Raw genomic sequence first — 13,199 nt, 5'->3', positions numbered from 1 at the left:
GCATCGCCGCCCAAGCATCAAGGGAATTACCATGAGCAAGATCCTCGTCAGCGGCGCCTCCGGTCATCTCGGCCGCCTCGTCATCCAGAACCTTCTCGACACCGGCAAGGTCGCCCCTGCCGACATCGTCGCCGGCAGCCGGGATACGGCCAAGCTCGCCGATCTGGCAGCGAAGGGTGTCGAGACCCGCCGCGTCGACTTCGACGATGCAGACCTCGCCGCCGCCTTCGCCGGCATCGACCGGCTGCTGATCATCTCGACGGACGTGCTCGATCGCCCCGGTCACCGCATCGGCCAGCACCGCGCGGCCGTCGCCGCCGCCAAGGCTGCCGGCGTCGGGCGGATCTATTACACGTCGATGATCAACCCCGAGACCAGCCTCGTCAGCTTCGCGCCGGACCACGCCGGGACCGAGCAGGCGATCCGCGACAGCGGCCTCGCCTACACCATCTTCCGCAACGCCTGGTACATGGAAAACCTCTTCATGAGCCTGCCGCAGGCGCTGGCGTCCGGTAGCTGGTACACCTCAGCCGGCAAGGGTCGCAACGCGCATGCCGCCCGCGCCGACATCGCCGGCGCCATCGCCGGCGCACTCGTGTCGGAGGCATCCGCGAACGCCGTCTACAATCTCACTGGTCCGACCGCGTTCACCACCGACGAGATCGCCGCCCTCGTGCGTGAAGCGACGGGCAAGCCGCTCGCCGTCGTCAACCTGACGGACGAACAGCTCGCAGGCGGCATGAAGGCGGCCGGCGTGCCCGAACTCTTCATCCCGACCTTCGTCTCCTTCGACACGAACGTCCGCGAAGGCGGCTTCGACGTCGCCACCAAGGATATCGAGATGCTCTCCGGCAGGGCGCCGCAGGACTTGAAGAGCTTCCTGACCGCCAACAAGGCGCTTCTCGGCTGATCCCAGGCCTTGCGACGGAAGGGTCCGGGACGATCCAAGCCGCCCGTCTCAGACCTTCTGGCCGCAGGCATGGCGGAAACGGCGTACCGTTTCCGCCATGCCGTATTCCAGGGCATCGGCGGTGAGCCCGTGGCCGATCGAGACCTCGGCGAGCTGCGGGATGCGGCGGGCGAGCGGCGGCAGGTTCGCGACCGTCAGATCGTGTCCCGCATTGACGGCAAGGCCGCGGGCAATCGCCGCATCGGCAGTTCGTCCGAGAAGATCAATCTCTTTGGCCGCACGCTCCGGATCGTCGTAGCAGCCACCGTAGGGACCGGTATAGAGTTCCACCCGGTCTGCGCCGGTCTGCGCCGCGAGCGCCATGGCTTGCGCATCGCCGTCGCCATCGGCGAAGAGCGAAACGCGCATGCCCTTGCCCTTGAGGCGGGCAACAACCGTTTTCAGAAAATCCTGCTGCCCGGCGAAGTCCCAGCCGTGGTCCGAGGTCGCCTGGCTCGGATCGTCCGGTACCAGCGTCACCTGCTCCGGCTCCGCCGCTTCGCAGAGCGCCAGGAACTCCTCGGTCGGGTAGCCTTCGATATTGAATTCGGCCTCGGGAAACTCGTCGTCGATCAGCGCCCGCAGCACCGGCAGATCGCTGAAGCGGATGTGACGCTGGTCCGGACGCGGATGGACGGTGAGGCCGCTCGCGCCGGCCGCAAGGGCAATGCGCCCGAAATGCGCAAGATCCGGCCAGGGCAGATCCCGGCGGTTTCGCAGCATCGCGATGGCGTTCAGATTGACGGAAAGCTTGGCGGGCATCGGCGCGGTTCCATGAGGGCGTGGGTCTTGCAGATCGTCATTTACGGCATCGCTCGAAAGAACGCCAACGACAAAAACACATGGCTTCATGTGAAGTCTTGATGGAAATCGACCGTGGTCGGTTGCAGCAGCCACACCAAGTTGCAATCCTGGATAGTGGTAAACCCACCGGAGACCATCCATTCCGACCGGTCTGGTTGCAATCACCAAACTTGGGCACCTGCAGAGGTTTACAACCTTCGCAGGAGGTCGTTAATCTGCACGTTTATTCAGGAAGCTCCATGTCCAAAAGCCTTGCGCCGCCGCGCCCGAAAGGCTTGACACGGATCATCGAGGGTCAAGCAGGAAAGACGTAGACGAGACGATGTAGACGCGAGAAAGCGAGGGGGACATCATGGCGGAACGGTTGCAGGAGGGCCCGCAACAGGGCAATCGATCACTGTCCTTTGACGGCGGCTTTCCCGGCCACCTGCCGCAGATACCGCTTCCCGGCAGCCTTCCGGCAGAGCCGGTCGCCATAGCCGACATGGCGAACATGTTCCACATCACCCATCGCACGCTGCATTTCTACGAGGAGAAGGGCCTCATCAAGGCGGGTCGCATTGGCCTGATGCGCGTCTATACCCACGCGGACATCGCGCGCATGGCGCTCATCAATGCGTGCCGCGAGATCGGCATGCCGATCGCCGTCATCCAGGAGCTGATGGAGGAACTTGCGACCGTGGCCTCGGAGGAGGAGGCGAGCGAGATCTTTCAGCAGGCACTCGTCGCCCGCAAGCGCGAACTCATAGCCGCGCTCTCCACCATCCGCCGGCAGATGCAGCAGATCATCGCCCTCCTCTCTCCCGACGGCGCGGGCGAACAGGCTTCCGTTGCCGACATGCGCGACGGCGTCGAGCTTTCCGATCTGGAACGGCGCTGCCTGGAACTGATCGCCGAGGGCTACACGCCGACGCGTATCGCCCGCACCCTCAACATAGCAGGCGAAGAGATCACGGCCATGGAAGCGGCGATCATCCGCAAATTCGATGCCAGCAACCGTTTCCAGGCCGTGGCGAAGGCTGTGCTGTCCGGAGTCATTGCCTCGTAGATCCGGCAGAGCGCCGCGCGGACAGGTTGTCGCATACTTGACAATTGTCGTACCTAACAACTTTGTAACACGACCGCGGGCTCGACTCCGCCTATCACGGCTCCATCGCCAACAACGATGGACAAGAACAATGCCTGCACTTCTTTCCCGCTACGCCACGCCGCTCACCACCGGTCTCTTCCTGATCTCGCTCGTCTCCGGTGTCGCCCTCTTCTTTCACTTCGGCACGAGCGCGTTCCGGGAGATGCACGAACTGTTGAGCATGGTGCTGGTCGCGCCGTTCCTGCTGCACATCTGGCGGAACTGGCGCCCTTTCGTGAGCTACTTCAAGCGCCCGCCGATGGCGATCGCGCTCGGCCTCTCCCTTGCCGCCGGGATCGCCTTCGCCTGGCCGGCGATGACCGGAGCGACGAGCGTCAGCCCGCAGGTTGCGATGATCGAGCTGGTGGTCGGCGGCACGCCGGGCCAGATCGCGCCACTCTATGGCCAGACCGAGGAAACCTTCGTCGCGACACTCAAGGAAAAAGGTTTCGCCGCCGCCGAGCCCGGCAAGCCGCTGACCGAGATCGCCACCGCTTCCGGCAAGACGGAACGCGATGTCGTGATGGCTCTGACGACGCTGAAACAATAGAGGCGCCCGAAACGCTCACCGGACGATGGTGAGCGTTTCCGCCGCGCGGGTGACGGCCGTATAAAGCCAGCGCTCGCGGGTGTCGCGGAAGGCAAAGCTCTCGTCGAAGAGAACGACGTTGTTCCACTGCGAACCCTGCGCCTTGTGCACCGTCAGCGCATAGCCGTAATCGAACTCGTCGTAACGCTTGCGGGTCGTCCAGGGAATTTCGGTCTCGATGTCTTCGAACGCCGCCTTCAGGAGCTTGATCTTGGCGGCACCCCGGTCCATGTCGTCGTCTTCGGGCCTGATCAGCAGGTTGATGCCGGGCTTCACCGTTTCCCGCGAGGACGTCATGACCTGCCAGAGCGAACCGTTGAGCAGCCCCTTCACCTGGTCGTTGCGCAGGCAGACGAGCTTGTCGCCCGCCTGCGGGTACTCCGCGGTAAAACCCTTTAGCTCCCGAAGCCGCTTGTTGTAGCGCCGCCGCGTGCGGTTGGTGCCGACCAGCACCTGATCGGCTTCGAGGACGAGATCCTGCGAGACCTCGTTCTTGGAAATCACCTTCGCCGTCCCGTAGTCGCCGTGCATGATCTCCTTGCCTTCGCGGATGTGCATGGCAAGTTCGATAATCGGATTGTCGCGCGCCTGGCGATGGATGTCCGTCAACAGGAAATCCGGCTCGTGGTCGGTGAAGAAGCCGCCGCCCGATACCGGTGGCAACTGGCCGGGGTCCCCGAGCACGAGGATCGGCGTCCCGAAACTCATCAGGTCACGGCCGAGTTGCTCGTCGACCATCGAGCACTCGTCGATGACGATCATCGCAGCCTTCGCGACCGGGCTCTGGCGGTTTATGGCGAACATCGGCGAAATCGAGGTCTTGCCGGTCTCTTCGTCCTCGACCGCCTCCTCGCCGCGCGGTCGGTAGATCAGCGAATGGATGGTCTTGGCATTCGACGCACCGCGCGAGCGCAGCACCTGCGCCGCCTTGCCGGTAAACGCTGCAAACAGCACGTCGCCATCGACGTGCTCGGCGAAATGGCGAGCAAGCGTCGTCTTGCCCGTGCCGGCATAGCCGAACAGGCGAAAAACCGGCTGCCTGCCCTCCTTCAGCCATTTCGAAACGGCTTTCAGGGCATCGTCCTGCTGGGGTGCGAACTGCATGCGCCGTGCTTGGCAGGATTCCCCCCGCTTGGCAAGCGCGGCGGAGAAGACCCCGGGAGCCGCTCTTCCGAGGCGCTTCTCTTCGCCGGATCGCAGCGCCCCGCTCCCCTGCCCGCAGGTTCCGGCGAATTTCTTCATCAGGCAGGGAATAGAACGCACTGTTCGAGTGTCTTATGCATCAGGTACGGCCGATCGGGACGTGCCGGACAACACTCGGAGGTTCCCCCATGAGATCCCGTCTCCTTCTTTCTCTCGCCATTGCCGCACTCGCCGGTCCTGTCTTTGCGCAGGCGCCGGTCAAGACCGTCAAGACCGACAAGGGCGAGGTCGTCGCCGGCGACAACGGCATGACGCTCTACACGTTCAAGAACGACAAGATGGGCGTTTCGAACTGCTATGACGACTGCGCCAAGAACTGGCCTCCCTTCCTCGCCGCTTCCGGAGCAAAGGCCGAAGGTGCATACTCACTGGTGACCCGCAAGGACGGCGCAATGCAGTGGGCGAAGGACGGCATGCCGCTCTACTTCTGGGTTAAGGACCAGAAGGAAGGCGATGCCACCGGCGACGGCGTGAAAGGTGTGTGGGATGCCGCAAGGCCCTGACAAGGAAAACGTGGTGCCGGGGAACCCAATCCCCGGCACCGGCATCTTCGAACGGGACATGCTGGCGCTGCTGCCCGGCCTGCGGCGCTATTCGCGCAGCCTCACACGTTCGGATTTCGACGGCGAGGACCTGCTGCAGGATTGCGTGGAGACGGCGCTTGCCAAACGCGCGAGCTGGCGTGGCGGCAGCCTGAAAGCCTGGGTCTACACGATCATGACCAACCTGCACCACAATCGCGGCCGCAACGCCCGCCGGTTTCCCGCCGTCGACATCAGTGAAGCAGACCACCTCGAAGCGCCGACAACCGCAGCCGATCCGCTCGAGCGTGATCGCCTGCAAGCCGCCCTCGACGGACTTGCCCCGGAATATCGCTCCGTCCTGATGCTTGTGGTCGTCGAAGGCTACGCCTATCAGGAGGTCGCTGACATCTTAGGTGTTCCGATCGGGACCGTCATGTCGCGCCTCTCCCGCGCCCGTGAACGGCTGCGGCTGGTGCTGGCCGAACAGAATATCGTTACGCTCCGGAGACCAAAGTAATGCCCGAACCCGGCTCCATCGACGAAAAAGACCTGCACGCCTATGTCGACGGACAGCTCGATGCCCGACGCAGCCGCGAGGTCGAGGCCTGGCTCGCGGCACACCCGGAAGACGCCGCCATGGTCGCCGACTGGCGGGCGCAGAACGACGACATCCGCGCACTCTTCTCCGGCCATGCCCGCAGCGACCCGCGCGATCCTGAACTCCTGTTGAAACCGGAGACGAAGGCACCAAGGTCGTCATGGCACCTCCCCCTCCGGCAGATGACGGCGTCGCTGGTCCTTCTTGGCGCGGGTATCGCCATCGGACAGACGATGCCTTCTCTCCTGGAAAGGGCGCCCCTTTCGCCGCAGACGGTCGCCGCCTTGCCGCAAGAGGCGCGGTCCGCCTTCCTGATCTATGCGAGCGATGTCCGCCATCCGGTGGAGGTCGGCGCCGACGAGCAGGAGCACCTCGCCGCCTGGCTCGGCAAGCGGCTCGATCATCCGCTCAGCATCCCCGACCTTTCGCGGTTCGGTTACCACCTGGTCGGTGGCCGGCTGGTGCCTGTCGGCGGAAAGGCCGGCGCCATGCTGATGTACGAGGATGCCGGCGGCGAGCGGATTACCGTGCTCGCGGGGCGCAACGACGCCAACCGCACGACGAGCTTCCGCTACGCGACCGAAGGCACCATCGAGACCTTCTACTGGATCGACGGACCGGTCGGCTATGCGCTGAGCGGCGAAATCTCCCGCGAACGGCTCCGCGAGATCGCCGAGGAATGCTACCAGCAGTTCGCGGGATGATCGGCCCAGCTCTGGTCTGACGACACGCGTCCAACCTGCTAGTCTCGGCCATGCGCATCCTGATTCTCGGCGGTACAGGTTTCATCGGTTCGGCGGTCATGCAACGGCTGGCCGCCGACGGCCATGCCGTGACCGGGCTCGCCCGCAGTGTCGCAAGAGCACGCGCCCGCTGGCCGGAAGTCCAATGGATCGCCGCCGATCTGGCCGACCTCCAGACCGCAGCAGCATGGCGGCCGCACCTCGACGGGTTCGAGATCGTCATCAACTGCGCCGGCGCCCTGCAGGACGGCCTTACGGACGATCTCGCCGCCTCCCAGCAGAATGCCATGCTCGCGCTCTACGAGGCCGCGAAGACGAGCGGCATCCACTGCATCATGCAGATCTCCGCCCGCGTCGATGGCACCGGCGCCGACCTGCCGTTTCTGGCGACCAAGCACCGGGCCGATGCTGCACTTGCAGAAAGCGGCCTGCCCTTCGTCATCCTGCGGCCGGCGCTTGTCGTCGGGCGCAATGCCTTCGGCGGAACTGCCCTGCTGCGGGCGCTCGCCGCCTTCCCCTTCGTCCAGCCGCTCATCCACGCCGAAAGCCCGGTCGAGACGGTGGATGTCGAGGATGTGGCGACCGCCGTCGCACTCGCCGTCGGGGGCACGATCCCGGCCGGCAGCGACATCGAGCTTGCCGCACCCGCGCGGCTGACGCTCGAGACGACGCTTGCACTGCATCGCCGCTGGCTCGGTCTCGCTCCTGCCCCGACGGTCGTCGTGCCGGAGATCCTCGGGCGAACGGTTACGCTACTCGCCGATCTCGCCGGCCGTCTCGGCTGGCAGTCACCACTGCGCTCGACCGCCATGACGGTGATGGAAGGCGGCGTCACCCGCAGCAATGACGGGGAACCGCCACCGTTCGCCATGCGGACGCTTTCAGAGACGCTTGCCGCCCATCCGTCCGGCGTTCAGGACCTCTGGTTTGCCCGCCTCTACCTCATGAAGGCGCCGGCGATCGTCACTCTGTCGCTCTTCTGGCTGCTCTCGGGCCTTTTGCCGCTTGCCGACGTCGAGCGGGCCGCAAGCCACTTCCTGCCACTGTTGCCGCCGGCGGCCGCGACGGCTGCGACACTGCTTTCCTGCCTTCTCGACGTGACACTCGGGGTCTGCGTGCTCCTGCGTCCGCTCGCTCGTCGCGCCCTCCTCGGCATGCTCGCCGTCACCGCGCTCTATCTCGTCGCCGCATCCGTCGTGGAGCCGGCTCTCTGGCTCGATCCGCTCGGTCCGCTGGTCAAGGTCCTGCCCTCGGCGCTGCTCACGCTCACAAGCCTCGCCATCCTGGACAACCGCTGATGCCCGTCGACATTTTCCTCCGCTTCCTTCATGTCATCGGCGCGACAGTGCTGCTCGGAACGGGCGCCGGCATCGCCTTCTTCATGGTGGTTGCACGGCACACACGCGACCCGGCGGTCATCGCCCATGTCGCGGGCACGGTCGTGCTTGCGGATACGGTCTTCACGGCAACCGCCGTGTTCGTGCAGCCGATCACCGGATACCTGCTCGCCAAAACCATAGGCTGGCCGCTCACCGAGGGCTGGATCGTGATCGCGCTGGCGCTCTATGTCGTCACCGGCCTGTTCTGGCTGCCGGTCGTCTGGATCCAGTTGAAGCTGCGCGATATCGCGCGTGCGGCCGCCTTGGGCGGCACGGCACTGCCGCCGGCCTTCGCATCGCTCTACAGGATCTGGTTCGCCTGCGGCTTTCCCGCCTTCTTCTCCGTCCTCGCGATCATCTGGCTGATGCTTGCCAGACCCTCGATCGCGTTATTCTAGCATCGGCCACAGGCTCGCGACCAGCAGCACCGCCATGGTGATGTTGAACCACTTGAGCCTGACGGGATCGGACAACCAGCCCTTGAGCACAGAGCCGAACCCGACCCAGGCGGCCGTGCAGAAAATGCCGACCGACATGAAGGCGAGAAAGATCAGGCCGGAATCGCGGATGTAAGAATTCGGGCTCTGATAGGCGGCGACCGCGCCGGCCGCCATGACCCAGGCCTTCGGATTGACGAACTGGAAGAGAGCCGCCTGAATGAAACTGAACGGACGCGCCTCACTCGCCGCCTCCCCCATCTGCCGCGTCATGGCGATGTGCCAGGCCATCCAGAGAAGATAACCGCCGCCCAGCACCTTGAGGCCGAGATAGAGCCGGGGTTCGGTCGACAGGATCGTCCCGACACCGAGGCCGACGGCGAGGATCAGCGCCCCGAAGCCGAGCTCGATTCCGAGAATATGGGGAACCGTGCGGCGGAAACCGAAATTCACGCCCGAGGCGAGCAGCATCATGTTGTTCGGCCCCGGCGTGATCGAGGTCGAGAAGGCAAACAGCGTCAGCGCGATCAGCATTTCGGAGGTCATGGCCATCCTGTCGGGAAACTTGTTTTTCGTCAGGTCAACATAGTCGACGCGATCGGCCGGTCCAGCGCGGAATTGTTGCAGTGACACGCAAGCCCGTCCGATCCGGACTGTGCCGACAGCTTGTCGGTCCGACGTCGCCTGCTATGCTCGCCTGACAGATGCCAGAAGGAAGAAGCGATGCACGATCCGATCCCGACCGTCACCCTGCCCGGCGGCGTCTCCGTTCCCGCGCTGGGACTCGGCACCTGGCAGATGGGCGAGGTGAAAGCCCGCGCCGGCGAGGAGATCGACAGCCTGCGGCTCGGCCTCGATCTCGGCATGACGCTGATCGATACGGCCGAGATGTACGGCGAGGGCGGCGCCGAGCGCGTGGTCGGCACGGCGCTCGAGGACCGCCGCGACGAGGTGTTCCTCGTCAGCAAGGTTTATCCGTGGAACGCAAGCCGCGCCGGCACGGTCGCGGCTTGCGAGGCCAGCCTCAGGCGTCTGAAGACCGACCGTCTCGACCTCTATCTCCTCCACTGGCGCGGCGAACATCCGCTCGCCGATACCGTCGCCGCCTTCGAGGAACTGAAGGCTGCCGGCAAGATCGGCGCCTGGGGCGTGTCGAACTTCGACGTTGCCGACATGGAGGAGCTTTTCGCCCTGCCCGACGGCGCCAATTGTGCGGCCAACCAGGTGCTCTACAATCTCGGCCAGCGCGGTATTGAATACGACCTGCTTCCCTGGTGCCGGGCCCGCGGCGTGGCGGTCATGGCCTATTCGCCGATCGAGCAGGGCCGGCTCGCCCATCACCCGGAGCTCATCCACATCGCCAAGGCCTATCAGGCGACGCCAGCGCAGGTCGCCCTCGCCTTTCTTCTGAGGCGCGAAGGGGTGATTGCCATCCCGAAGTCGTCGAACCTCCGGCGCGTGCGCGAGAACCGCGACGCCGTCGATCTGCAGGTGACCGAGGACGACTGGGCAGCGCTCGACGCGGTCTTCCCCGCGCCTGAGCACAAGATGCCGCTGGCGATGATCTGAAGCGGAGCCCTCGCATCGACGAGTTGCCGGGCAAGCCACCTGACGCGAATTGCCGAATTAGCTTGTTAACTAATTGTCGTCCACCCGCCGGAGGACGCCCGAGGGGATTGCCTGACGCCGCAATTCCGGAAATATCTGCGTCGATGCAAACAGGGCGACGAGACATGCAGAAGCGCGGCAAGAAGACGGCAGCAACCGGTAGAGACGAAAAGCTGGAGCAGAAGATCTTTCAGGCGCTCGCGGCAGCACCGCGCCGGGCGATGCTGAGGCATCTCGCCGCCTCCAGCCTGACCGCCGGCGAGATCGCCTCGCACTTCGTCATGGCCAAGCCCTCCATCTCGCAACACCTTGCGATCCTCGAAGGCGCCGGTCTCGTCTCCCGCGAAAAGCGCGGCCAGTTCGTCCACTATGCGCTGGCACAGAAGGTGCTGGAACCATGCCTTGCGGGATTTCTGCAGGACGTCGGCATGACCGGGCACGCGACCCCGGCGCCGCCCGAGGACGAGAAGCCGGCAGGAACCCGCACAAAAGGCGCCGGGAAATCCGGTTCAGCGGAGAAGGTCGCGCCGGCGGAGCCCGACGCGGATGCGGGAAACGTGGAGAAGCCCGCGCCCGCCCAGATGTCGATGTTTTGAGGCACCGTTCCCCCAAAACCTTCCCTTGCTAAATGCTAAAGCAAAACGGGCGGCACAAGGGCCGCCCGTCCAGTCGATCGGCAGAGATTGCCTCACATTCCCTGCGAACCACGGTTCATCGCGGCGATGCCCGTGCGGCAGATTTCGTTCAGCCCGAGCGGCTTCATGATCGCCACGAATTGGTCGATCTTCGACGACTTCCCGGTGATCTCGAAGATGAAGTGGTCGACGGTCGCATCCACCACCTTCGCCTGGAAGGCGTCGGCAAGGCGAAGGGTTTCGGCGCGCATCTCGCCGGAACCGGTGACCTTCACGAGAGCCACCTCACGCTCGATCGGCCGTTCCTGGCCGAGCTCGCGGGCACGTACCGTCAGGTCCACCACGCGGTGGACCGGAACGATGCGCTCGAGCTGCGTCTTGATCTGCTCGAGCACGCTCGGCGTCCCGCGGGTGACGATGGTGATCCGCGACAGATGCGCCTCATGCTCGGTTTCCGAGACGGTGAGGCTTTCGATATTGTAGCCGCGGCCGGAGAAAAGGCCGATGACACGGGCAAGGACACCCGGCTCGTTGTCGACGAGGATCGAGAGCGTATGGCTTTCGACGCTCGCCGTTTCCGGGGCGATGAAGTAGGCGGAGCCCGTGGGCTGAAGGTGTGCGTTCATTGTAAACCCCTTGAAATCAAACGAGCTGGCGGCCCTTGGCGTCGATGGCGTTGGCGACCGCCTCGTCGGTGGCCTCGTCGGGCAGCAGCATTTCGTTGTGTGCCTTGCCGGACGGGATCATCGGGAAGCAGTTGGCGAGGTTGGCGACGCGGCAGTCGAAGATCACCGGCTTCTTGACGTTGATCATCTCCAGGATGGCGGCGTCCAGGTCGCCCGGCTTCTCGCAGCGCAGGCCGACGGCACCATAGGCCTCCGCGAGCTTGACGAAGTCCGGCATCGCCTCGGTATAGGAGTGCGACAGGCGGTTGCCGTGCAGGAGCTGCTGCCACTGGCGGACCATGCCCATGTACTGGTTGTTCAAGATGAAGATCTTGACCGGCGCCTCGTACTGCACGGCGCACGACATTTCCTGGATGCACATCTGGATCGAGGCGTCGCCGGCAATGTCGATGACGAGGCTTTCCGGGTGGGCGATCTGCACGCCGATCGCCGCCGGGAAGCCGTACCCCATGGTGCCGAGGCCGCCCGAGGTCATCCAACGGTTCGGTTCCTCGAAACCGAAGAACTGCGCCGCCCACATCTGGTGCTGGCCGACTTCGGTGGTGATGTAGGTATCACGATCCTTGGTGAGAGCCGCAAGCCGCTCGATCGCGTATTGCGGCATGATGACGTCGCTCGACGGCGTATAGGCGAAGCTGTTGCGCGCCCGCCAACGGGCGATGCTGTCGCGCCATTCCGCCGTCTGGCCGGCATCCGGCTTCTTCGGAAGCGCCCGCCAGAGCCGAACCATGTCTTCGAGGACATGCCCGACATCGCCGGCGATCGGAATGTCGACCCGGACATTCTTGTTGATGTTCGACGGATCGATGTCGATGTGGATCTTCTTCGAGTTCGGCGAGAAGGCGTTGAGGCGGCCGGTGATGCGGTCGTCGAAACGGGCACCGATGCAGACCATGACGTCACAGTCGTGCATCGCCATGTTGGCCTCGTAGGAACCGTGCATGCCGAGCATGCCGAGCCAGTTCTTGCCCGAGGCCGGATAGGCGCCGAGCCCCATCAGGGTGGAGGTGATCGGAAAATCGGTGAGCGACACCAGTTCGCGCAGCAGCTTGGAGGCTTCCGGACCGGAATTGATGACGCCGCCGCCACTGTAGATGATCGGGCGACGGGCGTTCGCCATCAGTTCGACGGCAGCCTGGATCGCACGGGCGTCGCCCTGGACCTTCGGCTGGTAGCTCTTCTGGATCCGATGCGCGTCCGGCGGCGTGTAGGTGCCGGTCGCGAACTGGACATCCTTCGGAATATCGACGACGACCGGACCCGGACGACCGGTTCTCGCGATGCGGAAAGCCTCATGGATGATGCGGGCGAGATCGTTGACGTCCTTGACCAGCCAGTTGTGCTTGGTGCAGGGCCGGGTGATCCCGACGGTGTCGCATTCCTGGAAGGCGTCGGAGCCGATGAGCGGCGTCGGAACCTGTCCCGAAATGCAGACGATCGGGATCGAATCCATCAGCGCATCCTGCAGCGGTGTGACCGCATTGGTCGCGCCGGGACCGGAGGTCACGAGCATGACGCCGACCTTGCCGGTCGAGCGGGCGTAACCTTCGGCGGCGTGGCCGGCACCCTGCTCGTGGCGCACGAGGATGTGCTGGATCTCGTCCTGCTGGAAGATCTCGTCATAGATCGGAAGCACCGCACCGCCCGGATAACCGAAGATGTGCTCAACCCCGTTGTCCTTCAGCGCCCTGAGGACGATCTCCGCGCCGGTCATCTGATTGTCTGTTCCCGTCATGCCTGTTTCCGTTTGCCTTCTGGATTTCCTGTCAGGGTTTTCACCCCGGTTCTGGCCATAAAAAAAGGCCCCTTGAGGAGCCTGTCATCTAGCGCATGGGTGGCTGTCGCCGGATGGTTACACCATCCTGCCCATGCGCTTTCCCACCACGATAAGAACTGCCGAAATAGTCATGGTCGG

15 protein-coding genes are annotated in these 13,199 nt (G+C 64.5%); 10 read left to right on the top strand and 5 right to left on the bottom strand.

Annotated features, from left to right (window positions below; genetic code table 11):
• The first annotated feature begins 31 nt into the window (after nt 1-31).
• Entirely contained in the window at nt 32-910 is an 879-nt protein-coding gene (locus tag EUU22_RS14010; RefSeq protein WP_129332589.1) for an NAD(P)H-binding protein, read from the top strand.
• Nucleotides 911-958: 48 nt separating this feature from the next.
• Here the strand turns inward: EUU22_RS14010 and EUU22_RS14005 are convergent, their stop codons facing one another.
• Entirely contained in the window at nt 959-1,711 is a 753-nt protein-coding gene (locus EUU22_RS14005; protein WP_129332588.1) for a pyridoxine 5'-phosphate synthase, read from the bottom strand.
• A 394-nt stretch (nt 1,712-2,105) separates the two neighbouring features.
• Between EUU22_RS14005 and EUU22_RS14000 the strand changes: the two genes are divergently transcribed.
• Nucleotides 2,106-2,801, top strand: a complete 696-nt coding sequence (locus EUU22_RS14000; RefSeq protein WP_129332587.1) for a MerR family transcriptional regulator — start codon at nt 2,106-2,108, stop codon at nt 2,799-2,801.
• A 130-nt stretch (nt 2,802-2,931) separates the two neighbouring features.
• Nucleotides 2,932-3,432: a DUF4405 domain-containing protein gene (locus tag EUU22_RS13995; protein ID WP_129332586.1), complete on the top strand. Its 501-nt coding sequence runs from the start codon at nt 2,932-2,934 to the stop codon at nt 3,430-3,432.
• A gap of 15 nt (nt 3,433-3,447) precedes the next feature.
• Here EUU22_RS13995 and EUU22_RS13990 read toward each other — a convergent pair whose 3' ends face one another.
• The gene (locus EUU22_RS13990; protein WP_129332851.1) at nt 3,448-4,575 is read right to left on the bottom strand and encodes an ATP-dependent DNA helicase; all 1,128 of its coding nucleotides are present in this window, start codon (nt 4,573-4,575) and stop codon (nt 3,448-3,450) included.
• 227 nt (nt 4,576-4,802) lie between these two features.
• On the opposite strand from EUU22_RS13990, the gene EUU22_RS13985 reads away from it, so the two are divergent.
• The 5 genes from EUU22_RS13985 to EUU22_RS13965 are packed head-to-tail and all read left to right on the top strand — an operon-like array spanning nt 4,803 to nt 8,316.
• Entirely contained in the window at nt 4,803-5,177 is a 375-nt protein-coding gene (locus tag EUU22_RS13985; RefSeq protein WP_129332585.1) for a COG4315 family predicted lipoprotein, read from the top strand.
• Nucleotides 5,161-5,715: an RNA polymerase sigma factor gene (locus tag EUU22_RS13980; protein ID WP_129332584.1), complete on the top strand. Its 555-nt coding sequence runs from the start codon at nt 5,161-5,163 to the stop codon at nt 5,713-5,715. The genes EUU22_RS13985 and EUU22_RS13980 overlap by 17 nt, the downstream gene beginning before the upstream one ends.
• Nucleotides 5,715-6,500, top strand: a complete 786-nt coding sequence (locus tag EUU22_RS13975) for an anti-sigma factor family protein (protein WP_129332583.1) — start codon at nt 5,715-5,717, stop codon at nt 6,498-6,500. Before EUU22_RS13980 ends, EUU22_RS13975 begins: the two co-directional genes overlap by 1 nt.
• 50 nt (nt 6,501-6,550) lie before the next feature.
• Nucleotides 6,551-7,837 (top strand): SDR family oxidoreductase, encoded by a 1,287-nt coding sequence (locus EUU22_RS13970; protein WP_129332582.1) that lies wholly within the window; start codon nt 6,551-6,553, stop codon nt 7,835-7,837.
• A complete protein-coding gene (locus EUU22_RS13965; protein ID WP_129332581.1) occupies nt 7,837-8,316 on the top strand; it encodes a DUF2269 family protein in 480 nt (159 codons plus the stop codon). Before EUU22_RS13970 ends, EUU22_RS13965 begins: the two co-directional genes overlap by 1 nt.
• Here EUU22_RS13965 and EUU22_RS13960 read toward each other — a convergent pair.
• The gene (locus EUU22_RS13960; protein WP_129332580.1) at nt 8,308-8,901 is read right to left on the bottom strand and encodes a LysE family translocator; all 594 of its coding nucleotides are present in this window, start codon (nt 8,899-8,901) and stop codon (nt 8,308-8,310) included. The two genes, EUU22_RS13965 and EUU22_RS13960, sit on opposite strands and share 9 nt — an antisense overlap.
• A gap of 177 nt (nt 8,902-9,078) precedes the next feature.
• Between EUU22_RS13960 and EUU22_RS13955 the strand changes: the two genes are divergently transcribed.
• Both EUU22_RS13955 and EUU22_RS25610 read left to right on the top strand, forming a co-directional pair.
• Nucleotides 9,079-9,924, top strand: coding sequence for an aldo/keto reductase (locus tag EUU22_RS13955; protein ID WP_129332579.1), 846 nt, complete (start codon nt 9,079-9,081; stop codon nt 9,922-9,924).
• A 164-nt stretch (nt 9,925-10,088) separates the two neighbouring features.
• Nucleotides 10,089-10,559, top strand: a complete 471-nt coding sequence (locus EUU22_RS25610; RefSeq protein WP_205687903.1) for a metalloregulator ArsR/SmtB family transcription factor — start codon at nt 10,089-10,091, stop codon at nt 10,557-10,559.
• Between the two features lie 92 nt (nt 10,560-10,651).
• On the opposite strand, the gene ilvN is transcribed toward EUU22_RS25610, so the two are convergent.
• On the bottom strand, nt 10,652-11,224 hold the full coding sequence (ilvN, locus tag EUU22_RS13945; protein WP_129332578.1) for an acetolactate synthase small subunit: 573 nt from the start codon (nt 11,222-11,224) through the stop codon (nt 10,652-10,654).
• 16 nt (nt 11,225-11,240) lie between these two features.
• Nucleotides 11,241-13,019: an acetolactate synthase 3 large subunit gene (locus tag EUU22_RS13940; protein ID WP_129332577.1), complete on the bottom strand. Its 1,779-nt coding sequence runs from the start codon at nt 13,017-13,019 to the stop codon at nt 11,241-11,243.
• Between the last annotated feature and the right edge of the window lie 180 nt (nt 13,020-13,199).

It is taken from the genome of Ciceribacter ferrooxidans (genome assembly GCF_004137355.1).
In the GTDB taxonomy this organism is placed as follows: domain Bacteria; phylum Pseudomonadota; class Alphaproteobacteria; order Rhizobiales; family Rhizobiaceae; genus Allorhizobium; species Allorhizobium ferrooxidans.
Note: the sequence above shows the minus strand (reverse complement) of the source record. Positions and strands in the feature narration are given on the sequence as shown.